The organism is Salicola sp. AFF1 (genome assembly GCF_056783195.1).
Map to the genome: position 1 here is coordinate 94,561 of NZ_JBXAYL010000010.1, position 22,046 is coordinate 116,606.

At 59.5% G+C, this 22,046-nt stretch carries 19 protein-coding genes; 7 read left to right on the top strand and 12 right to left on the bottom strand.

Annotation, left to right across the window (positions count from 1 at the left end):
- Nucleotide 1 precedes the first annotated feature (1 nt).
- On the top strand, nucleotides 2-1,063 hold the full coding sequence (gene modC, locus AC1RQI_RS08885) for a molybdenum ABC transporter ATP-binding protein (RefSeq protein WP_481904510.1): 1,062 nt from the start codon (nucleotides 2-4) through the stop codon (nucleotides 1,061-1,063).
- A gap of 2 nt (nucleotides 1,064-1,065) precedes the next feature.
- Here the strand turns inward: modC and amrA are convergent, their stop codons facing one another.
- Together amrA and amrB are read right to left on the bottom strand one after the other, a co-directional pair.
- Nucleotides 1,066-1,653, bottom strand: a complete 588-nt coding sequence (amrA, locus tag AC1RQI_RS08890) for an AmmeMemoRadiSam system protein A (protein WP_416634802.1) — start codon at nucleotides 1,651-1,653, stop codon at nucleotides 1,066-1,068.
- Nucleotides 1,640-2,098 carry an AmmeMemoRadiSam system protein B gene (gene amrB, locus AC1RQI_RS08895; protein WP_481904511.1) on the bottom strand — a complete coding sequence of 153 codons (459 nt, stop codon included), beginning with the start codon at nucleotides 2,096-2,098 and terminating at the stop codon, nucleotides 1,640-1,642. Before amrB ends, amrA begins: the two co-directional genes overlap by 14 nt.
- Here amrB and amrS point away from each other — a divergent pair.
- On the top strand, nucleotides 2,047-2,808 hold the full coding sequence (gene amrS / locus AC1RQI_RS08900; RefSeq protein WP_481904512.1) for an AmmeMemoRadiSam system radical SAM enzyme: 762 nt from the start codon (nucleotides 2,047-2,049) through the stop codon (nucleotides 2,806-2,808). The two genes, amrB and amrS, sit on opposite strands and share 52 nt — an antisense overlap.
- Before the next feature lie 24 nt (nucleotides 2,809-2,832).
- Here amrS and AC1RQI_RS08905 read toward each other — a convergent pair whose 3' ends face one another.
- Nucleotides 2,833-4,032 carry a bifunctional alpha/beta hydrolase/OsmC family protein gene (locus tag AC1RQI_RS08905; RefSeq protein ID WP_481904472.1) on the bottom strand — a complete coding sequence of 400 codons (1,200 nt, stop codon included), beginning with the start codon at nucleotides 4,030-4,032 and terminating at the stop codon, nucleotides 2,833-2,835.
- Between the two features lie 284 nt (nucleotides 4,033-4,316).
- On the opposite strand from AC1RQI_RS08905, the gene AC1RQI_RS08910 reads away from it, so the two are divergent.
- A complete protein-coding gene (locus tag AC1RQI_RS08910) occupies nucleotides 4,317-5,954 on the top strand; it encodes a methyl-accepting chemotaxis protein (RefSeq protein WP_481904473.1) in 1,638 nt (545 codons plus the stop codon).
- An 8-nt stretch (nucleotides 5,955-5,962) separates the two neighbouring features.
- Here the strand turns inward: AC1RQI_RS08910 and AC1RQI_RS08915 are convergent, their stop codons facing one another.
- The 4 genes from AC1RQI_RS08915 to AC1RQI_RS08930 form a co-directional block, all read right to left on the bottom strand.
- A complete protein-coding gene (locus AC1RQI_RS08915) occupies nucleotides 5,963-7,213 on the bottom strand; it encodes a M20/M25/M40 family metallo-hydrolase (protein WP_481904474.1) in 1,251 nt (416 codons plus the stop codon).
- Nucleotides 7,214-7,285: 72 nt separating this feature from the next.
- Nucleotides 7,286-7,933, bottom strand: coding sequence for a nucleotidyltransferase family protein (locus tag AC1RQI_RS08920; RefSeq protein WP_481904475.1), 648 nt, complete (start codon nucleotides 7,931-7,933; stop codon nucleotides 7,286-7,288).
- Nucleotides 7,930-10,275, bottom strand: a complete 2,346-nt coding sequence (locus AC1RQI_RS08925) for a xanthine dehydrogenase family protein molybdopterin-binding subunit (RefSeq protein ID WP_481904476.1) — start codon at nucleotides 10,273-10,275, stop codon at nucleotides 7,930-7,932. The genes AC1RQI_RS08920 and AC1RQI_RS08925 overlap by 4 nt, the downstream gene beginning before the upstream one ends.
- Nucleotides 10,276-10,277: 2 nt before the next feature.
- Nucleotides 10,278-10,745 (bottom strand): (2Fe-2S)-binding protein, encoded by a 468-nt coding sequence (locus AC1RQI_RS08930; RefSeq protein ID WP_481904477.1) that lies wholly within the window; start codon nucleotides 10,743-10,745, stop codon nucleotides 10,278-10,280.
- Nucleotides 10,746-10,917: 172 nt separating this feature from the next.
- Between AC1RQI_RS08930 and AC1RQI_RS08935 the strand changes: the two genes are divergently transcribed.
- Nucleotides 10,918-11,832, top strand: a complete 915-nt coding sequence (locus tag AC1RQI_RS08935; protein ID WP_481904478.1) for a glutathione S-transferase family protein — start codon at nucleotides 10,918-10,920, stop codon at nucleotides 11,830-11,832.
- Between the two features lie 24 nt (nucleotides 11,833-11,856).
- Here AC1RQI_RS08935 and bcp read toward each other — a convergent pair whose 3' ends face one another.
- Together bcp and AC1RQI_RS08945 are read right to left on the bottom strand one after the other, a co-directional pair.
- A complete protein-coding gene (gene bcp, locus AC1RQI_RS08940) occupies nucleotides 11,857-12,318 on the bottom strand; it encodes a thioredoxin-dependent thiol peroxidase (RefSeq protein ID WP_481904479.1) in 462 nt (153 codons plus the stop codon).
- A gap of 83 nt (nucleotides 12,319-12,401) precedes the next feature.
- Nucleotides 12,402-13,151, bottom strand: a complete 750-nt coding sequence (locus AC1RQI_RS08945) for a ZIP family metal transporter (RefSeq protein WP_481904480.1) — start codon at nucleotides 13,149-13,151, stop codon at nucleotides 12,402-12,404.
- A gap of 119 nt (nucleotides 13,152-13,270) precedes the next feature.
- Here AC1RQI_RS08945 and AC1RQI_RS08950 point away from each other — a divergent pair, with 119 nt between their 5' ends.
- Nucleotides 13,271-13,792: a cytochrome b gene (locus AC1RQI_RS08950; RefSeq protein ID WP_481904481.1), complete on the top strand. Its 522-nt coding sequence runs from the start codon at nucleotides 13,271-13,273 to the stop codon at nucleotides 13,790-13,792.
- Nucleotides 13,793-14,068: 276 nt separating this feature from the next.
- Nucleotides 14,069-16,246 (top strand): catalase/peroxidase HPI, encoded by a 2,178-nt coding sequence (gene katG, locus AC1RQI_RS08955; protein ID WP_481904482.1) that lies wholly within the window; start codon nucleotides 14,069-14,071, stop codon nucleotides 16,244-16,246.
- Between the two features lie 79 nt (nucleotides 16,247-16,325).
- On the opposite strand, the gene AC1RQI_RS08960 is transcribed toward katG, so the two are convergent.
- The 3 genes from AC1RQI_RS08960 to AC1RQI_RS08970 form a co-directional block, all read right to left on the bottom strand.
- Complete coding sequence (locus tag AC1RQI_RS08960) at nucleotides 16,326-16,595, bottom strand: CDGSH iron-sulfur domain-containing protein (RefSeq protein WP_416634788.1); 270 nt, start codon at nucleotides 16,593-16,595, stop codon at nucleotides 16,326-16,328.
- A gap of 98 nt (nucleotides 16,596-16,693) precedes the next feature.
- The gene (locus AC1RQI_RS08965; protein WP_481904483.1) at nucleotides 16,694-18,019 is read right to left on the bottom strand and encodes a hypothetical protein; all 1,326 of its coding nucleotides are present in this window, start codon (nucleotides 18,017-18,019) and stop codon (nucleotides 16,694-16,696) included.
- Nucleotides 18,020-18,142: 123 nt separating this feature from the next.
- The gene (locus tag AC1RQI_RS08970) at nucleotides 18,143-18,469 is read right to left on the bottom strand and encodes a hypothetical protein (protein WP_481904484.1); all 327 of its coding nucleotides are present in this window, start codon (nucleotides 18,467-18,469) and stop codon (nucleotides 18,143-18,145) included.
- A 280-nt stretch (nucleotides 18,470-18,749) separates the two neighbouring features.
- On the opposite strand from AC1RQI_RS08970, the gene AC1RQI_RS08975 reads away from it, so the two are divergent.
- Complete coding sequence (locus AC1RQI_RS08975; protein ID WP_481904485.1) at nucleotides 18,750-22,028, top strand: PAS domain-containing protein; 3,279 nt, start codon at nucleotides 18,750-18,752, stop codon at nucleotides 22,026-22,028.
- Nucleotides 22,029-22,046: the final 18 nt, after the last annotated feature.

The following is a 22,046-nucleotide window of genomic DNA, read 5'->3' on the forward strand; positions in this document are numbered from 1 at the left end:
CATGGAGCTGGCATTCCGGCTGGACCGGGACGGCTTCAGTCTGGACCTTGCCCTGGAGCTGCCAGCTGCCGGCGTGAGCGCCATTTTCGGCCCCTCCGGCTGTGGCAAGACCACGCTGCTGCGGATCATCGCGGGGCTGGAGCGCTCTGCGATGGGCCACCTGTGGGTGGATGGCCAGGTATGGCAGGACGCCAACCGGTTCCTGCCTCCCCACAGGCGTGCCGTTGGTTATGTGTTCCAGGAGCCCAGCCTGTTCCCCCACCGGAGCGTGGAAGGCAACCTGCATTACGGGCTGCGCCGGAGCCAGGGTAATGCAGCCAGTACCCGCCTGGAGCAGGCCATTGAGTTGCTGGCGATTCGCCACCTCCTGGACCGGCGTCCACACCAGCTTTCGGGTGGGGAGCAACAACGGGTGGCCATTGCCCGGGCGCTTGCTGTCGAGCCCGCTCTTTTGCTCCTGGATGAGCCCCTGGCGGGGCTGGATGATGATCGGCGCCAGGAAATCCTGCCCTACCTGGAGCGTCTGCACCGGGAACTGGCGCTGCCCATGCTTTATGTCAGCCATTCCCGGGAAGAAGTGGCGCGGTTGGCGGATCACCTGGTACTGATGGAAGCCGGCCGCGTGCAGGCGGAGGGAAGCCTGGCAGAGTTGTTCACACGACTGGACCTGCCCATGGCAGCGCAACCGGGGGCGGAAACCGTGATTGAGGGTGTTGTGGACGACTGCGACACGCAGGACGGCGTGGTACGCGTGGCCTCGGATGCGGGGCCTATGTACGCGGTTCTGGGCGATCTGGCGGTGGGGCAACCGGTGCGCCTCCAGGTCCAGGCCCGGGATGTCAGTGTGGCCCTCAGTGCGCCCCGCGACAGCAGTATCCTGAATGTAATGCCGGCACGGATCGAGGCGATCGCCCATCAGGAGGGTGGCCACGTCATGCTCCGGTTACGGGTGGGCACGACGGTGCTCCTGGCCAGGGTCAGTCACCGTTCAATGCGACAATTGGGGCTGGCACCGGGACTGGATGTTCATGCCCAGGTCAAGAGCGTGGCGTTGCTGGGGTAGGGTCAGTCCTCATGCTCGCTGAAGCATTGGGTGCGGTAACGCTTGACGGTCAGCGTTGGGGACCAGTAATCCGCGGGCAGGCCCGCCTTGCCCTTGAGTTCGCGCACAAAATCCCGGGGTTCGGGAAGGGACTCCCAAACGCTGGGCAGGAAGGTTCCGCGATGCCCACGTTCCTCAAGGATGAGCCCGTCCTCGCCAGGCTGAACAGTTGCCAGAAGCTCCGCCTCGGACGTGACGGCAAGAGGCTCCGGGATGGAGAGGATGGACAGCTCCACCGTGACAGCGTCCAGCTCCTGGGCTGTCAGCGGCGGAAAGCGGGGGTCCCGGAAAGCGGCGGCGTAAGCGTGCTCCGCAACATCCGCCACCAGTGGCTGGCGCGCTTCCAGCGTCCCGATACAGCCTCTCAGGCTTCCATCCCGGCGCTTGAGCGTGACAAAGCTTGCCCCATGGCGCTGCAGTTCCTCGGGCCATTGCAGGGGGTCAACAGCGCCGGTACGGCCGTTTTCAATCCCTTCCCGGATGCTGTCCCGCGCCAGCTTCAAAAGCATCCGCTGGTGTTCCGCGGCGAGCTGTGTGTCAGTGGAAAACATAGGCACCATACCCAACTACACTGTCTTTCGAGGCGCCTGCATCGCCGGAATTACGCAGATCCAGAATACGGCCTTCCATGCCTTTCTGCCGGGCCAGCCATAGAAGTCCGTTGATGGGATGGCGGCCACAGGCGTCACCATCCCGGACCTTCTCGTACGCGAGAGTTTCAATGGCTTCGGACGTGCGCCGATCCCGGCGGACGGCGCTGTCGTAATCCATGAAGTGACTTAGGTCCGAGCTGATCGCGATCAATGTTTCCGGCCCGCCCCAGAGCTCATCCAGCAGCGTACCGACCTCTTCGGGGGAGGCGTCGCCCACCACCAGGGGGACAACCCTGAAATCATCCAACAGGGCCTGCAGGAAGGGGAGGTGGACCTCAAGCCCATGTTCCCATTGATGGGCATCGTCGCGGAAGACAACGTCGGGCCGCTGAGGATCTTGGATGCAGCAGCATCGCCTTCACTTACAATGATCCGATCATTTTTCATGAATACGCCATTGATGTGGCCCAGGCCTGCCATGAGCGTGGCATCAAGGCGGTTGCGGTGACAGCGGGCTACATCTGCGAGGAGCCGCGCCGCGAGTTCTTCCGTTACATGGATGCGGTCAATTTCGACCTCAAGGCGTTCACGGAGCGTTTCTACCGCAAAATCACCGGCAGTCAGCTCCAGCCGGTTCTGGATACCCTGGAATATGTGCGCAATGAGACTGATATCTGGTTCGAGCTCACCACGCTGCTGATTCCAGGGGAGAACGATTCCGACGAGGAGCTTGAGCAGCTGAGCCAGTGGGTGGTGGAACACCTGGGGCCCGATGTGCCCATGCATTTCACGGCATTCCATCCGGATTTCAAGATGATGGATTACCCGTCAACGCCTCCCGAGACCCTGACACGGGCACGGGAAATCGCGATGAACAATGGGGTACGGTATGCCTATACGGGGAATGTGCACGACGAGCAAGGGGGCAGCACCTACTGTCACCATTGCGGCCAGAAGTTGATTGGCCGCGACTGGTTCGTGCTCAGTGACTGGAATCTGACACCGGATGGGCACTGCACGAATTGTGGTACACAGTGCGCCGGAGTGTTTGATGGCGATCCCGGGCGCTGGGGAGCGCGGCGGGTGCCTGTGCGGCTTGCCGAGTGGCGCTAGCGGTACCCGGGGCCAAATCCGGACTTATTCCACCAACTCGTCGTGCATCCGGATCTCATTCTTCAGGGTCTGGTGCACGGGGCAACGCTCGGCGATCTGGAGCATGCGCTGGCGTTGTTCTTCGGTCAGGTCCCCTTCAATGGTGATGTGGCGCACCAGTTCGTCCACCTTTCCGGAGGCCGTCTCACACGCCTCGCAGTCTTCAGCATGAATCTTGCGGTGGCTGACGTCGCAGGTGACGCGCTCGACGGGCAGCTGCTTGTGGCGTGCGTACCTATTAAGGGTCATGACCGTGCAGGCACCCAGTGATGACGCCAGAAGCCCGTACGGATCGGGTCCACTGTCGGTGCCGCCGTTGTCTCTGGGTTCGTCGGCGACCATTTCGTGTAGGCCCGCCTGGACACGGCACAGGAACCCGTCGTCGGTGCGACCGGTAACGCGCGCGCCTTCCGGGACCGGCGTGGTTTCGGGCTCCAGGAAGCGGGCAGCCCAGGCGGAGACAACCTGGGCTGCGTATTGGGCGTCCGAGCGGCGCGACAGCAGGTGGTCCGCATCGTCCAGGCTGATGAAGCTCTTGGGGTGCAGGGCGGCAGTGTAGATCTGTTCAGCGTTGTCGATGCTCACAGTGCGGTCATGCGGGGCATGCATTACCAGCAGGGCGCGTCTCAGGCTGTGGAGCCTGTCGGTGAGGTCGTGGTTGCGGGCATCGTCTATGAAGTCCTTACGGATCCGGAAGGGACGGCCGGCAAGGTCCACCTCTGCGCTGCCGTTTTCCTCGATACGGTCCAGGTCGTTGCCGAATTGCTTGAGCACATGATCCGGGCTTGCGGGCGCGCCAATGGTGGCAATAGCCCGGACACTATCCAGTCGCTCGGACACGGCCAGGGCTGCCGAGCCGCCCAGTGAGTGCCCAACCAGCAGCTGGGGCGCCGCGTAGTGTTCGCTAAGCCAGGCCGCAGCGTCTTCGAGATCGTCCAGGTTACTGGAAAAGTTCGTATCCGCGAACTCGCCTTCGCTTTCTCCCAGGCCGGTAAAGTCGAACCGGAGAACCGCGAAGCCCGCGCCAGCAAGGGCGGTGGTGATGGTGCGCGCGGCGCGTACCTGGCTGCCACAGGTGAAGCAATGGGCAAAGATGGCGGTGGCTTGCCAGATACCGCCTGGCGGTAACTCGACGGTGCCCTTGAGAGTGAGGCCGTTGCGTGACTGGAATTCGGTGGTGGGCATGGTGGAACTCCTGGCAGATCCGGAATGAGGCCGCAGCACGACGTGTCCGTCTGATGGGGCAGGTGGTGTTGACCCCGCCCCAGGTTGTATTGACGTCCTACAAGGTTAACAGAGTCTCGCGCAAGAGCATGACCGTGATTATTGCCTCAGGCCGGGCCCGCGTTGATGGCCGGATGCTGTTCTGGGGCTACAAAGCTTTACGTGGTTGTGGAATCGGTTTGTGGAAAGGCGTCGTATCCCTTGACTGGTACAACAACAAACCGTGTCACTCTGGAGACTGTTCAATGACCTTCAATCTGTCCATGGCTCAGCGCCTCAGTCTGGGATTTGGGGCCGTCGCCGTTCTCATGTTGCTCATTGCCGTAACAGGCGTGATGCGGGTGAACTTCATTGACCGGACCCTGACCGCCGTCAACGAGGGGGCTTCCCCGAAACAGCGTCAGGCGATCAACTTCCGGGGCAGCGTTCATGACCGGGCGATCGCGATTCGGGATGCGGTGCTCGTCCGGAATGATTCGGGGCTGGAAAAACACCTGGCCGATATCCGTGAACTCAAGAATTACTATGCCGAATCCGCCAACGCCATGGAAAAGCTGTTTGCGGAAACGGAAACGACAGACCGTGAACGTGCGCTCTTGGAGCGGATCGAGGCAATTCAGGAGCGGGCTCTGGACGCCACGGACACAGTGCTGGCGCAACGCCAATCGGGCAACCTGGAGCAGGCGCGGCAGTTCCTGCTCGATGAGGTGTCGCCCGCTTATTCAGAGTGGCTTAAACGGGTTAACGCCTTCATTGACCACCAGGAAGAACTCATTCGCGAGGATGTTGGCGCGGTACGAGAGACAGCGCATGGATTCCAGTTTTTCATTTTCGCTGTAACCGGGCTGGCGCTGGTGGTGAGTGTGCTGGTGGCAGTGATGATCATCCGCAACCTCAAGTCGACGCTCGGTGGTGAGCCGACTGAGGTCTCGCAGGCCATTCAGGGGCTTGCGGACGGTAAGCTGGATCAGACGATTGTTACGGATTACCCCAACAGCGTGATGGGGACGCTGAGCACCACGCTGCAACGCATTGCCGAAATCATCAGTGATGTGCGGGCCACCGCTGACCAGCTGACTCAGTCCTCGGCGGACCTGCGTGAAACGTCGGACCGCAACAACGAACAGATCCAGGTCCAGTCCCATGAGGCTGAGCAGATGGCGGCCGCGGTCAATGAAATGGCTGCCTCGGTGGAAGAAGTGGCCAGCAATGCCTCCAATGCGGCGGGGGCGACCCAGAACGCGGATCACGAGGTGGAAAGCGGCAACAGTGTGGTCCAGGCAACAGCGTCGAGCATGAATAATCTGGCGGAAACACTGGAAAATGCCGGGCAGACGGTGGAAGCGGTGTCCAATGACAGCGCCGAAATCGAGAAGGTAACGCAGGTGATCAACGACATTGCGGACCAGACCAACCTGCTCGCCCTGAATGCGGCCATTGAAGCAGCCAGGGCAGGTGAGCACGGCAGAGGGTTCGCGGTGGTGGCTGATGAAGTCCGCTCTCTGGCGTCGCGTACCCAGGAGTCTACCCAGGAGATCCGGGGCATGATCAACAAGCTTCAGGAAGGCGCAACGAATGCCACACAGGTCATGCAGACCAGCCGGGAACTGGCCCAGAATACGGCCGAGCAGACCAGCGAGGCGGAGTCAGCGTTGGCGCGCATCCGCCAGGAGATGGGGTCGATCAACGACATGAACGCCCAGATCGCCAGCGCGGCCGAGCAACAGAGTACGGCGGCCGAAGAGGTCAACCGCAACATCACCCGCATCCGGGACGCCACTGGCGAAACCGCTTCCGGCTCGGAAGAAGTGGCAAAATCCAGTCGGGATCTTGCCACTCTTGCGGACAATCTTACCGAAAAGGTCCGTTTCTTCCGCGTGTGACTGGCGCCTCAGGCGCTTGAGTCGTCAGGCTTGTCGCTGCCCTGGTGAGAGAGCGGGCTTGCCTGATCCAGGCGCGGATGGTTATCCATGAACTCGCGGTGAGGGTTATCCAGCGTATCGAGCTTCTGGAGCGTGCCTTTAATGGCATGAATGGCGGCCAGCACATCCTGGGTATTGCCGGATTCGGAAATGGTGTGCATGTTCCGGATCGGGAAACCAATGGAGGTGGCTGCGCAGTCAACGCTTGCCAGCACACCGGCCATGCCGTCAGTACCGGTATCGGGGCCGACCACGTCACGCTGGAAAGGAATCGCCTGCTCGCGGGCAGTGGTCTCAAAGAAGCGGTTGAGCTGCTCGCTGGCAATGGCGCCCACGGACATGGTAAAGCCCTTGCCCATTTCCTGGGGGTTCATGCGCCGGTCGCCAATGCCAGGTGCGGCCTTGTAATCGTGGTTTACGTCAACGCCAATCAGCGCATCGGGCTTGAGCTCGCCCGCCATAACACGGCTGCCCAGGCGCCCGATTTCCTCATAGGTCGTCATGGTGTACAGCACACGGATGTTCTCGGTGCCGCCGGCTTCGGCCATCAGGCGTGCCACTTCCGCAGTCGTGAAGCAGCCCAACCCGTTGTCCAGATAGGCGCCGTAGAAGGTGTTGGGGCTGAAGCCCTTGCGGATCGGGCGGTCGAGCAGGATGGAGTCGCCCGGGCGCACACCGAGGTTTTCGATCTGCTGCTTCTTGTTGTCGCCGTGGACCTGAAGCTCCAGGTAAAGCTGTTCCTTCTTGATGCCCTTGTCACCACTGCGCACATTCGGGTCCGCGAAGTGGATGGCACCCAGCGCCTCTACCGTACCGCCTTCAATGACCCTGTAGCTGCCAGGGTTTTCGGGGTCCTCGCTGAACAGCTTGACTTCATGGCCGATGAGCGTGGTGGGCAGGAAGGAATCGCTGTTGATCCAGATCTTGCCGTCATCACCAATGCTGCGCACCTGCATCCGGATCTTATCCGCGTGGCCAATAATCATGACCTTGAACAGGTCGTCCCGCCCCGGATGGCTGTCCAGCACAATGCCCGCATGACCCTTGAACTGGTGGATATGCCAGTTCTCTGGAGTGACACGCTCAAGATAGGGTTTGAGAACACCATAGGTCATGGCGGCTTCGATGCCGATCGGGCTGGGCGCGGCCAGGATTTCGCGCATCAGCTCAAACTGGTCATCGGGCATGGGGTTGTTCCAGGGCTGATTCGAGTCGGTCATCGGGGTCTCTGTCCTCTGTTCCGGGTTTCGGTTCATCAGCCGGAAAGGATACCCGCTGAGCCCGGGCTCTGGCTATACACCCGTGCCACGGTCGTGGTCCGGGGTGAGCGGGTTCGCAAAACCTGTTGGGTGGTCCAGATCGGCGAGGACACCGGGGTCGTCGAGGTGAACCGGCTGGTAGTAACGTTGGTGTCTCTGGATAATCCGTCGGCCCCCCTGGTCGCCATTGAGCTGCATCAGTTCCGGTGCATAGGTACGGCCGAAGAGCACCGGGTGGCCGGGGGTTCCGCAGTGGACCGGGCGTACGATCCCAGTCGGCGTTGCCTCTCGGGTCAGCTGGGCCAGGGTGTCCGCACCAACCCAGGCCATATCGCCCAGGCAGATGGCGAATGCGTCCACTGGTTCGCCATCCAGAGCCCGAACGGCGTCCGCGATACTGTGGCCCATGCCAAGGCCGGCGTTAGGGGCCCGGATCACCGTTATGCCAGCGGGCAGTTTGAGGGTGGCTGGGCAGTCCCCGGTACCGATCACGACCCGCACATCACTGAACCCTGTACGCAGGGTCTCCACGGTTGTTGCCAGAAGGGGGCCACCCCCGGGAAGGCGGGCAAGGCGTTTATCCATGCCACCAAAACGCCGGGATGCGCCAGCTGCCAGCACCAGGGCGGTTACCCTGCTGGGTGCGGGGCCCTCTATCGGCGAAGCCACCGTCAGCGTCATCCGGCCAGCTGGTCCGCTACAGGGAGGCGGCGGATCCGCTTGCCCGTGGCGGCATGGATCGCGTTACAGACCGCAGGCGCTACGGGCGGCAGCCCGGGTTCTCCCGCACCTCCCATGGGGAGTTCAGGGTTGTTGTTCACCAGGTGGGTGCGTACCTGCCTGGGCGCATGTTCCATGCGCGGGACCCTGTACTGGTGAAAGTTGTTCTGCTGTACCTCTCCGTCACGGAAGGTGATCTCACTATGAAGCGCGATGCCGATGCCCATCACGCAGGCGCCCTCGAGTTGCGAGCGGATGCGTTCCGGGTTGACCTGGAAGCCGCAGTCAAAGGCAATATCCGCGTTATGGATGGTCACACTACCGTCCTCGGCCACTTCCGCGTCGATCACGATGGCGGTATAGGACTGGAAGCTGTGGTGGAACGCCAGGCCAAGCCCCCGGCCTTTGGGCCTGTCACGGCCCCAGTCCGCCTTGGCCGTTACGTGCTCAATCACGTTTCGCATGCGGCCGGTATCGATGGTGTAGACGGACGGATCCTCACCGTAATTCCATTGCTCACCAATGTCGCGAGGATCGATCTGGCGGGCGGGGCCCAGCAGTTCCAGCAGGAAGTCCCGGTGGTCTTTGCCGGCCGCTTCAGCCATCTCGGCTGCAAAACTTTGGATGGCGAAGGCATGGGGCAGGTTGTAGACCGAACGGAACCAGCCGATCCGCGCATGGGTGGTCGCTTCCGGGTTTTCCAGCTGGATGGCGGGAACATCAAAGGGCATGGTGTTGAAGCCCATGCCCAGCTCAAAGCCGCCCTTGTGTTCAGGGTCTTCCCGGAACAGTGATGTGATGGTTGGCGATAGCGTGCGGTGACGCCATCCGGTAGCACTGCCGTCCGCGTCCAGACCGCCTTCCAGCCGGTCCACGGACAGGGCATGAAAGTAGGCGTGGTGGACGTCGTCCTCGCGGCTCCACTGTACCTTGATGGGCCGCCCCCCTGCCTCGTTCGCTAGAAGGCCGGCTTCCAGGACGTAATCCGGCTTGGATTTGCGGCCGAAGCCGCCACCGAGAAGGGTGACGTTCACGGTGACCGCTTCTTTGTCCAGGCCAAGCACGCTGGCCAGCCCCTCACGCGCAGCTCGCGGGTGCTGGACCGGTGCCCAGGCTTGTGCCTTGCCATCCCTGGCCTGGACCACTGCCACCGGCGGCTCCATGGGAGCCTGGGCCATGTGCGGCATGTAATAGGTTGCTTCCAGAGTGTGTTCGGCATTGGCCAGTGCCTTCTGGATATCACCATGGCTCCGGATAACCTTGCCTGGATCCTGGGCAGCTTCCTCCAGGGCCTCGCGGTACGCCTCGGTGTCGTACTGGGCATTATCGCCGACTGCTTCGGTATCCCAGTCAATGACCAGGGCCTCGCGCCCCTGCATGGCGGACCAGGTGTTGCTCGCGATCACCGCTACGCCCCCCAGCGGCTTGAAGCCCGCCGGCTGACTGTTGGTATCGAGAGTGACCACCTTTTCAACACCGGCCACCTTCAGGGCCTCGGTGTCGTCGACGCTCGCGATGGTCGCCCCGAGCACCGGAGGCCGGGCGATGACCGCATAGATCATGTCATCGAACTGGATGTCTGCCCCGAAAGTGGCGTTGCCCTCAACGATGTCTGATCCATCAATCGCCATGGGGCGGTTGGTGGTACGGGGTTCCTGCTTGCGGAGGGGATCGGCTTGCTGGCCGATGTAGCGGTGTTCATTGATGGGTTTGAGCTGGATAACGCGGCGCTCGGGGACATCCAGTTCCCGCGCCTTGTTGGCCAGGGCGCCAAAGCCGAGGGTGCGGCCAGAGGGGGTATGCGTGACTTCATGCACGCCTGTTTCGCATTCCGAAACCGGCACGCCCCACTCATTGGCGGCAGCTTGTTCCAGCATCATGCGGGCGGCGGCCGCCGCCCGGCGCATGGGGTCGTACCAGTGACGCATGCTGCGCGAGCCGTCTGTGTTCTGGTTGCCGTAGCGGTCCTGGTCGGCCGTCGCCTGCTGGACGGCCACACGATCCCAGTCCGCGCCGAGCTCGTCCGCCGCCACCATGACGAGGCTGGTCCGGATGCCCTGACCCATTTCGGAACGATGGTTGACGATGGTTACTGATCCATCGGGATCAACCTGGATAAAGACGTTCGGGTTATCAACCCAGCCGCCGGGCATGCCCGCAGCGCCATACTGTTGTTCATCGCCACTGGCCAGCGCCATGTCCCAGCGTGCGGCCACAACCAGCGCCGAGGCACCGGCGAGGCCACCAAGGAAACGCCGCCGGCTGACGTTCGCGACCAGGAGGGGGTCATTGTCGTGTGTCATGGTCAGGCCTCCTCCTGCACCGACTCGGCGGCGTTATGGATGGCGTTGCGGATGCGGTTATAGGTGCCGCAACGACAGATGTTGCCGTTCATGGCGTCCTGGATCTCGGCCTCCGAAGGGGTGCTGTTCTGCTTGAGCAGGGCCGTGGCGCTCATGATCTGGCCCGCCTGGCAGTAGCCGCACTGGGCCACTCCCAGCTCCAGCCAGGCCGTCTGTACTTTGTGCCCAACGGCATCCTCACTCATGGCCTCAATGGTGGTAACGTTGCCCCCGTCAGCGTGGCCCACGGTGGTGGTGCAGGAGCGGATCGCCTCACCATCCAGGTGCACGGTGCAGGCGCCACACAGGGCCATGCCGCAGCCGAACTTGGTACCGGTAAGCTGGACGATATCCCGCAGGGCCCAGAGCAGTGGCATGTTATCCGGGATGCTGAGTTCGTGTTTCTGGCCGTTGATGGTCAGTGTTGCCATGGTGTTCCTCTCTGCTGATAGCCCGTGCGCCAGCCCCACAGGGCGGCTGCCCCGTTATTGTTTGATAAGGGTCAAATTAAGCAGTCTATTAGCTTTTGCCGATTCAGTCATGGCGAGGCCACCTCATCTCCGGTAGCGTCCTGAGCACACTCATGGACTGGATGGGCTCTTAATGGCTGATCTTATTCTGCACAACTATCCGATGTCGCCGTTCTCTGAAAAAATCCGCGCGATGCTGGGTTATACAGGACTGGACTGGCAGTCCGTCACAGTGCGCGAGATGGCGCCACGCCCGAAGCTGGAGGCCCTCACAGGCGGTTACCGCAAGATTCCGGTCGCACAGGATGGGGCCGATATTCATTGCGATACGCGTGAGATTGCCCGTGAGATTGCTGCCCGGGCGGAGCGACCAGAGCTGGCTCTGGAAAACAACAGCGACGCAGTTCAAACCTTTGTGCGGGAGGCGGACCTGGAGCTTTTTCTTGCCTGCGTTATTGGTGCCAGCGGGCCCGGGATGCTGGCCAAGCTGGCAAAAGAGACGTCTGTGACCAATGCGCTGCGCTTCCTGTGGGACCGGGCATCCATTGGCCGTACGGCCAAGGTGTCCGCTATGTCGCCCAAACAGGCCCGTACCCGGATCGAGCAGCATCTGGAACGGCTTGAAGACATGCTGGAAAGAGATTTTCTATTTGGGGAAGAACCCTGTGTTGCGGATTTTTCGGCGTATCACGGTCTCTGGTACGTCAGGGAACTTGCTGAGCGTGCCGTCATACGGGACTACCCGAAAGTGAATGGCTGGATGGATCGGATCCAGGCGTTTGGTCACGGAACAAGGCGCGACCTCAGCGAGGAGGGCGCCCTGGAGCAGGCCCGTCAGGCCGAACCAAAGGAAATCGACGCACCGGGGGAAGATCCACTGCTGGGCAGGATGGTTTCGGTGGCGCCGGATGATTATGCCCGGGATCCCGTGACGGGAACCCTGGTTGCGGCCAGTGAGCATAAGCTCATCCTGTCCCGGGAAAGCGGTGACCTTGGTCGGTTCCACGTCCATTTCCCGAGGGCGGGGTTCCAGTTGCGGCAAGCCTGAACAACGGATCCGCCGAGTTCCGGCTCACTCGCTCTGGAGGTCTGCCAGGATCTCGTCAACGTGCTCTTGCGGCTTGACCTTGGCGTAGTGTTTGCGGATGACGCCCTCTTCATCGATCAGGAATGACTCCCGGTTTACGCCCAGGGCTGGCTTGCCGAACATGGTCTTTTCCTTGAGCAGGTTGTAGGCCTTAAGGACCTCGTGTTCCGGATCCGCGAGGATGGGGAAGTTGAGCGCTTCCTTGTCCGCAAACTTGCGATGGGACTTGACGGTGTCGCGGCTGACGCCGAGCACTTGTACGTCATGGGCCCGCAGTTCCTCAAGACGGTCACGGAATTGCTGGGCCTCGGTTGTGCAGCCCGGCGTGTTGTCGCGGGGGTAGAAATAGAGCAGAACCTTGTGCCCGCGGTAATCCGCGAGAGAATGCTCGTTGCCGTCCTGATCTTCAAGCCGGAAATCCGGAGCCTGTTGTCCTTCCCAACTCATGGCTGGTTCCTCCTTCGGTATTAGTGGTCGGTCAGTGGGTAGTGCGGAAAGGCTACGATAAAACCGGCCAATGGATCATCCCCTCACGCCACGGTCATATGCCCCACAACGCCGAACAGGAAGCCGGCGACGGCGCCCAGTGATGGAGCCCAGTGTCGTTCAAGGCGCGCCTGGGGGGCAATGTCCTGGAAGACCAGGTAGAGGATGCCGCCGCTGGCGAACAACATGATGAAACCAAGCACCGATGGGTGATCCGCCAGCCAGATATGCCCGGTTAGGCCTGCCAGGGGGCCCAGCGGCACCAGCAACAGGAACGCAACCAGTACCGGCCAATGCGCCATGCCCTGGGCGGTGCGGCCACGGTGTTCGCGGGTAGGTCGTTCCTCGGCGGTCAATTCACGGAACGCGTTGAAACCTTCGGGCAGGTTCTGAAGCGCGATCAGCAATGCCAGAACATAGGCCCCGTTGCCATTGGCTGCGAAAAGCGCGCCCAGCGCCATGGCCTCAGGGAGAAAATCGGCCAGCATGGCGATGAGCTGGGAGGCTGACCCCTTGGTCCGGCTCAGTACCGCATCCAGAAACCCGAAGGCCACTCCACCGCCCATGATGCTCAGCGTCACCATGAGCACGCCAAGGGGTTCCAGGCCCTTGGGCACCAGTACCAGTGCCACAGCCGCGAGCAACGCACCACCCCCAAAGGCGATGACGCTGTGGCGGAATTCGGTATGCAACCACCGCTGAAAAAGGGGCTCAAGTTGGCCCAGAAAGGCACCGGCGGGAATGGCGGCGCCGGCCAGGGTCGACATGACGAGGACCGGCCAGAGGCTGTTCATGGGGGATCTCCGATCATGGTTGGGTCCAGGGTTTCCAAGTATTGATATTGTTGGTTGCGTTCTGCTCAACCATCATCAATCCTAGGATGATAAACAGCAAGTTATGTAGGAGGAAGCGGATGATCAAGGATAATCCTGAACGCTATGGTGTGATAACCCGTGCGTTGCACTGGCTTTTCGCTGTTCTGGTGCTTTGGCAGTTCATGAAGTTCTTTGATCGTATCGCGGAAGGGGAGCACTGGATCGGCGAGACGCTGGTGCCCTGGCATGTTTCGATCGGCGTTCTGCTATTGGTGCTGATTGTCGTGCGCGTGGCCTGGGCCCTGTCGCAGGCTTCGCAACGGCCCACTCATGAGCCGCCCATCAAGTACCTCGCGCGGGCAGGCCATATTCTGATCTATGGGGTGCTCGTTCTGATGCCAATCACGGGCATGCTCTATATGGTTGGCGAGGGGTATGGCGTGGAGGCCTTTGGTCTCACGCTGGTCGGCGAAGGTGACGAGGTCGCCTGGATGCACACGCTGGGCGAGCTGCATGGGATCCTCGCATGGACACTACTGGCGCTGACTCTAGCCCATATTGCCATGGCCTTCTTTCACCAGTTCGTGCGGCGTGATGGAACCCTGAAGCGTATGGCCTAGTTGCGTTTACGACCACAGGGCAATAATCGCGGTATATTGAGGTGGCGTGCGTAAACGGCTGATGGTGGGGAAAAGTCCTTGTTCTGGCATTTGCTCATGCATAAAGACTATGAGGGTGGTGAACAAATGCAACTGAATAGTCTTAGGCAATCCCTATGCTGTATGTCTTATAGTGTCTCAATCAGCAATGGCGTCGCGTCTTCCTGCTGAGGGGGGCGTCGCTGCTTGCTTTTGCAGACCCGTGAATCAACAAAACAGGCATCACCGGAGATCTTTATGAGTGCAAACCAAGGTGCTGGCAAGTGCCCCGTCGTGCACGGTGGCAATACCGAAGTCGGCAATGATGTGATGGAGTGGTGGCCTAACAGCCTCAATCTGGACATTCTCCACCAGCATGACCGCAAGACAGACCCGATGGGCGAGGACTTTGACTATCAGCAGGAAGTCCGCAAGCTCGATTTCGACCAACTCAAGCAGGACGTCATGGACCTGATGACCGACAGTCAGGACTGGTGGCCCGCTGACTGGGGTCATTACGGCGGCCTGATGATCCGGATGACCTGGCATGCGGCAGGCAGCTACCGGGTGTTTGATGGCCGAGGTGGTGCTGGGACTGGCAACCAGCGGTTCGCGCCGATCAACAGCTGGCCGGATAACGGCAACCTGGACAAGGCACGCCGGCTGCTTTGGCCGATCAAGAAAAAGTACGGCAACAAGCTCAGCTGGGCTGACCTGATCGCGTTTGCCGGCAATGTTGCCTATGAGTCCATGGGTTTCAGGACCTTTGGCTTTTCTTTCGGCCGCGAGGACATCTGGCATCCGGAAAAGGAAACCTACTGGGGCAGTGAGAAAGAGTGGCTTGCGACCAGTGACAACGAAAACAGCCGCTACGATGAGGAGCGTAACCCCGATTCACTGGAGGATCCGCTAGCCGCCGTGATGATGGGCCTCATCTATGTGAACCCCGAGGGGCCGGACGGCAAGCCGGATCCGGCTCAGACCGCCGAGGACGTTCGTGTGACGTTCCAGCGGATGGCGATGAACGACGAAGAAACGGTCGCGCTCACAATCGGTGGGCACACAGTCGGCAAGTGCCATGGCAATGGTGACCCCAACAACGTTGGTGAGGCTCCCGAAGGCGCTGATGTGGAAGAGCAGGGCCTGGGCTTCAACAACAAGGTGACGCGGGGTGTTGGCCGTGATGCGGTGACCAGTGGTCTTGAAGGCGCGTGGACCAGCAACCCCACGCAGTGGGACCATGGTTACCTGGAGATGCTCCTGGACCACGAATGGCAGGTGGTGCAGAGCCCCGCTGGCGCCAATCAGTGGGAGCCGGTTGATATCAAGGAAGAGGACATGCCGGTGGATGTGGAGGATCCCTCCATCCGGCGCAAACCGATGATGACCGACGCCGATATGGCGCTCAAGGTGGACCCGGAGTTCCGCAAGATCTGCGAAAAGTTCCGTCAGAACCCTGAGCTGCTGGACGATGCCTTTGCACGGGCATGGTTCAAGCTGATCCACCGTGATCTGGGCCCGAAAGACCGCTATATCGGCCCTGAGGCGCCCACCGAAGACCTCATCTGGCAGGATCCGGTTCCCGAGGGCAACAGGAATTACAACGTTGAGGTGGTGAAGAAGCAGATCGCCGAGAGTGGTCTTGGCATCAGTGACATGGTGGCCACCGCCTGGGACAGTGCCCGCACCTTCCGCCAGTCCGATAAGCGTGGCGGTGCCAACGGCGCGCACATCCGCCTGGCGCCCCAGAAGGACTGGATTGCTAACGAACCGGAACGTCTGCAGCGTGTCCTCAAGGTGCTTGAGCCGATTGCCGAGCAGAACGGCATCAGTGTAGCCGACGTGATTGTTCTGGCCGGTAATGTGGGGATTGAAAAAGCTGCCAAGGCAGCAGGCCATGACATCATCGTGCCATTCAAGCCTGGTCGCGGTGATGCCAGCCAGGAGATGACCGATGAGCACTCCTTCGGTTGGTTGGAGCCGTTGTCTGACGCTTACCGGAATTTCCTCAAGAAGGATTATGACGTTAAGCCGGAAGACCTGATGCTGGATCGCACCCAGCTGATGGGGCTTACGGCACCTGAAATGACGGTTCTGGTTGGCGGCATGCGCGTGCTTGGCACTAACCATGGTGGCACCCGGCATGGTGTTTTCACCGACCGAGAAGGTCAGCTGACAAACGACTTTTTCGTGAACCTGACCGACATGGACTACCGCTGGGTGCCCACCGACGACAACCTGTACGAGATCCGTGACCGCAAGACGGACCAGACGAAGTGGACCGCAACGCGGGTGGATCTGGTGTTCGGTTCCAATTCGATCCTGCGCTCCTATGCGGAAGTCTATGCCCAGGACGATAACCAGGAGAAGTTCGTTCACGACTTCGTGAAGGCCTGGAACAAGATGATGAACGCGGATCGGTTCGATCTGGCGTGATCCTCAGAGCCTGAGGCGAGATGAAAAAAACCGGGTGTGGCGAGAGCCGCACCCGGTTTTTTCGTTTCAGGAGCCTGGTTCAGCTCGCCTCAACGCCCACGTCCTCGGCACTGAAGCGCTTGTGCGTACCGTCACAGTAGGGCGGGTTATTGGTGTGCTTGCAGCAGCACAGAACGGCATCGCCGCTTTGTTCAGGTGTGAAGCGCTGGGGCGCCAGCCCCGTCCCCTTGTGGGAACCGTCGCACAGAGGTTGATTCCGTGAACGTCCGCAGGCACAGAATGAATAGCTTTCGCCTGCCGTCAGGCTCACCTTGGCGGGTTTGTTATCGGCTACAACAGGTTGGGTCATGGTCATCCTCCCATTTGTTGAATGATGGGCTGCTTCCTGCACTCCCTGTTTAACGCTTACGGTTGAATTGGGTCCAGGGTTCACCAGACGCGGCTTGTTCAGTCGTTGCCGGAGCTGATGGACAGCAGCACCTGGTAGTCATCCAGGCCGGCGTTGGAGTCGAGGCGGGATCTGTGGCGGTCCGCGCTGAAACTGAGGTTGATGTCCAGCCCCGTGCGGTTTTGGGTGGGCGTAAGCGGCTGCCATTGCAGTTCGCCACTGATGGACTGCCGGTTCTCATCCCTTATCCGAAGCGAGTCGCCCGGCCCGTAGGTGCGGCTGACCTTGAAGGTGTTGCGGTAGGCGAGCTCGTCCGGGATCAGCCAGGTGTCGGCGGTAAGCCGGAAGAGGCTCTGGTAGCCGGTCACGTCCAGGTCCTCGTATTGGCGATACTCGAACTCTCCGTAGGGTTGGAGACTCAGCCATCCCCAGGGCGAGACGGTCAGGTCGGCCACAATCCTGTTGCCATGGCTGTTGAGCCGGTTCTGGCCATGCAGGTGTTTGAGCTCGCGGTAACTGTAACCCAGGGAGCCCACCTCAAAGGGTTCCAGGTCCAGGTAGATCCGCTCTGACGAATAGCCCTGGTTCACCGATGGGTTCCCCGGGGAGTGAAAGCCACTGCCAGCGTAACGGGTTTCGGCCCCGATCTCCCATTGCAGAAAGGGCAGCTGAGCGCGGGGGCGGTAAAGCAGTGAGGCGTTGTACGCCGTATCCGAGGCCCCCAGTCCTGGGCGCTCGCTGTTCGCGGACAGCAGGCTGGTCGCCTGTTCCAGTTCCAGGCCCAGCCGTTCGTCAAGCCAGGTGCTGCTCATTCCAACCGAATAGCCTTGCCGGTACTGCAAGGAATCCTGATCACCATTGACATAGCCCGCCCACAGGGTGGCATCAGTGGCGCCAATAGGCAGCGTTGATTCCCAGATACCTCCCGTGTAATAGGGGGTGCGCCCGGCGTCCTGCAAAGCCCGCTCGGTACTGGAGAGGTCACCTGTGTTGACGGCGAATACGGACACACTACTGTTCAGTGGATCAAGCTTGCTGGAGGCGGAGAGACCCCAATCGGTCTCGCCGTCAAACAGAAGGCCTTCACGGGCAGCCTGATGGTGGCCGAGCTGAACGCTGATGGTGTCCGTCTGGCCAGACAGCAGGAAGTGATCCAGGTTCAGTTCATCGCTGGAGTGAGCGTTCGCAAGTATTGATTCCGGAGCCTCGGCGGGTTCGGCCACCGCGTCCATCCGTAAGCGTAAATCCCACGCCTTGATGCCGCCCAACCCCAGGTCGCCTTTGGAAGCGACCAGGTTCAGTTCCCGGGGGGCTCCCGCCTGGCAGAGCGATGCGGCAGCCAGAAGGAACAGTGCCAGCGATGTGGGAGCAGGTCTTGGTGTCATGAGAGCGCAAGCATACTGGACCATGGGCTGGTTTGGGACCAGCAGAGTTGGACGCAGTATAAAGGAAATCCCGGAAAGCGTTGATTACAAAATACAATCCGATACAGACGGTCATCCCGGTGCTCAATCGGAAAAGTAATCTTCCATCCAGGAGAACAGTGTATCCGAGCCCACCTCGGTCAGGGGCATGCGGCGGAAGGGACCACCCGCTTCCTCATCCAGGCCGATAAACTCGAACAGCAGGGTGCCGGGGTCCTCATCGTGCAGGATCAGTACGATGCGGCGTCTTGTGCGCAGACAGTCAATGGTCATCACGTCCGCTGGAATGCCGCTATTGCGCATTCCCTGGCGTACTTCTATGACCGGATTGATGTGTTCGTGGGTCTGCTGGATGCGGGCATGGGCCTCGCTGGCCAGGTCGGACAGTGATTGCAGGGGGTCTTCGGCCATGGGAACTCCTTGAGCATGATTCAGGGGGAGGGTAGCAGAAAACCCGGGCGATCCGTTCCCAGTCCTGACCAGAAGGCTCAGGGTAACCACCAAACCACCCCGGGGCATCAACTCGTACCAAGTAGTCGCGCCGCTGAAATGCTGCTAGCCTCTATCAAAGCAGCGCCAAAGTGCACCAGACTCTTTGTTAATAGCGCCAGTGTCCCGGGGACCGGACTGTCGTTGAAGAGCCTGTTCCGAAAGCCGCCTCAAAGCATTCCCTTCTAATAGGAGCCGTGGCATGAAACAAGCGCCTTTCCCAGAGGGTGAAAATGAGCGGCAAAAGGCGCTCTTGAGTACAGGGCTGCTTGATCAGGGCAGAGAAGAGCGGTTTGATCGTATAACCCGTCTTGCAAAACAGTTTTTTTCAGTCCCAATAGCTTTACTGTCGATTGTTGATGCTGAGCGCCAGGTTTTCAAATCATGTCAGGGACTGGATGTTTGTGAGACGCCGCGCAGTGTTTCCTTCTGTGCGCATGCGATCTTCCATGACGAATCATTGGTGGTCGAGGATGCGCGTCAAGACGCCCGCTTTCATGATAACCCGCTCGTGAGGGAGCATCCCTACATCCGTTTTTATGCAGGTGTCCCCATACGAACGACTGAAGGACAGTGCATTGGTACGCTGTGTCTTATTGACAGCCAATCCCGGTCATTTCAGGAGGATGACCTTACGGCTTTGAAAGATTTTGGAGGTATGATTGAGGAGCAGCTGAAAGCGGATGCTACTTTTCAGTTCTCCCAATCCCAGTGGGAGGCAGCGCTTATTGAGAGTGAAAGACGGGCTCGGCTGGTGATTGAGGGAACGCGGGTGGGGACCTGGCAATGGAATGTTCAAACCGGTGAGACCGTGTTTAACGAGCGTTGGGCGGAAATTGTTGGGTATACGCTGTCTGAGCTGGAGCCAGTATCCATTGAAACCTGGTTTGGGCTAGTGCACCCGGATGATGCGTTGGAGTCAGAAAGGCTATTGAAACAGCATTTCAATGGTGAATCCGATGCTTATGACTGTAAGGCCAGAATGCGTCACAAGAAGGGTGGTTGGGTATGGGTGCATGACCGGGGGCGGGTTTTTGAATGGAGTGACAGTGGTGAACCACTTCGGATGTACGGAACGCATGCAGATATTACAGAGGAAGTGGAGGCGGAGCAGGCACTCAAGGCGAGTCGTGACCAGTTTAAGGCGCTCGTTTCAAACATGCCCGGCATTACGTTTCGCTGCTTGCCGGACGAGCATTGGACCATGCTCTATGTGAGTAATCAGGTCGATAGGGTGAGCGGCTATACAGCCGACGAATTGATCAATAATGCCTGTGTCAGTTATGCCGATCTGATTCATTCTGAGGATGCCGCTTCTCTCAGCGCTGCTGTGCATGCTGGTATTGAGCATGGGACTGAATGGCATGTCGAGTACCGGGTACGCCATCGGGATGGAGCATGGCGCTGGGTGGAAGAACGTGGTCGCCCAGTGAAGGGGGATAAGGATAACCCGTTGGTCCTCGAGGGGTTCATCGTTGATGTAACCTCTGAGCATGAGGCTCGACAACAGCTGAACCGTCATCATGAGGCCCTGTCATTGCTGAGCCGTATTGCGCTCAACGGGGAAAGCGATCATCTTGGGCGCATCGACTACGCTCTGGACGCGGCTCGGGCCTACCTGGGAGTGGATACCGCGATTCTGAGCCGTATAAATGGTGATGTTTACTCACTTCACCGTGTTGTCGCTCCCGGAAAAGATCTTGTTTCGGGGCAAACGATCCCTCTAAACAAAACCTGGTGCCAACTTCTTTTCTCTCGCGACGTATCTGAATTATTTATTCCGCGCATCAGTGATCGCGGTTACTTTTACCAGCCATTTTATGACAATTTTCCGGTTGGGCAATACGTGAGCATTCTGATTCAGGTAGAAGGCCAGGTTTTCGGAACCCTGAACTTTTCTGCTGATGAGGCGCGTAATGAGGATTTCGGTGACAGTGAGCGGCTTTTTGTTCAGTTGCTTGCGCGCTGGCTGAGTGAGGAGCTTGAGCGCCAGCTGAGCAGGGAACGTCTTTATAAATTGCTTGACCAGGTTCCTGGAATGATCTACCAGTTCCGGCGATTCCCAAATGGTGACTCAACATTCCCATTTTCCTCATCTGGCATTCAATCGATTTATGGTGTTTCGCCGGAAATGGCAGCAGGGGATGCATCGCAAGCGTTCGAGGCGATCCATCCCGATGACGTTCAAACGGTCGCGGAATCAATTGAATATTCAGCGGAAACGCTTGAAAACTGGAGCTCGAAATATCGGGTTCGCGATGATCGGGGAAATTATCGGTGGGTCTATGGACAAGCTCGGCCTGAAAAATTGAGCGATGGCAGTGTCCTATGGCATGGCTATATCCATGACATCCATGACCAGGAATTGGCGCGGCGGGCGCTTGAGCGTAATGAATTGCGTCTTCGGACCCTGTTCGAATTTTCTCCTATTGGTATAGCGCTTAATGACCTCAAAACAGGAAGTTTTATTGATTTGAATGAGTCACTTTATAAGCCTACGGGCTATAGTGCTGAGGAATTTTTTCAACTGAGTTACTGGGATATTACGCCTTCTGAATATTATCAGGACGAACAGATAACCCTCGACCGTTTACGTACAGAGGGCGTTTATGGCCCATTCGAAAAAGAGTTTATCCGTAAGGATGGAAGCCGTTATCCGGTGCGCTTGCAGGGTGTTCTGACCCATGATCCGGATGATCGACCACTCATTTGGTCGCTGGTTGAAGATATAACGGATCGTCGGCGCCTTGAGCGTATGAAAGACCAGTTTATTGCGACTGTCAGCCATGAGTTGCGTACGCCACTTACGTCAATTACTGGATCCTTGAGGCTTCTGGAAGGAGGGGCTGCAGGTAAGCTGCCGGCGAAGGCGGTGGCGATGCTTGGGACCGCCAAGCGAAACGCGGATCGCCTTGCGTCCTTGATTAATGACCTTCTGGACATGGAGAAGCTGGTCGCTGGCAAAATGCCGATGAATCTCGAGGAGCAGCCACTGGCTCCTGTGATTCAAAGTGCTGTCGAGTCAATGGCTGAGTACGCGCAGCAGTTCAGCGTTCGGATTGAGATAGCAAGTGGTGAGCAGGATCAAAGCGTCTATGTGGACGGTATGCGCTTGGAGCAGGCCCTGACAAACCTGATTTCTAACGGAATCAAGTTCTCGCCGCCAGAAGCAGTGCTAGAAATCCATGTCTTGGCTCAGGGTAGCGATGTGGTCATGAAGATCCGGGATCACGGTCCTGGTGTGGAGCATCGGTTCCAGAATCAATTGTTTGACCGTTTTTCTCAAGCTGATTCGACGGACACCCGCCGGCTTCCGGGTACAGGATTGGGGCTGTCCATTACGCGTGAGATCGTTGAACAGATGAATGGCGAAGTCTTCTATGAAGATGCGGAGGGTGGAGGCAGCTGTTTCTGCATCCAGTTACCGGTCGTGGGCTCTGGTTCCGATCGTCGTGTATCGAATCCAGAAGTTTCATTATGAAGGGCCTGAGTTAAGGCA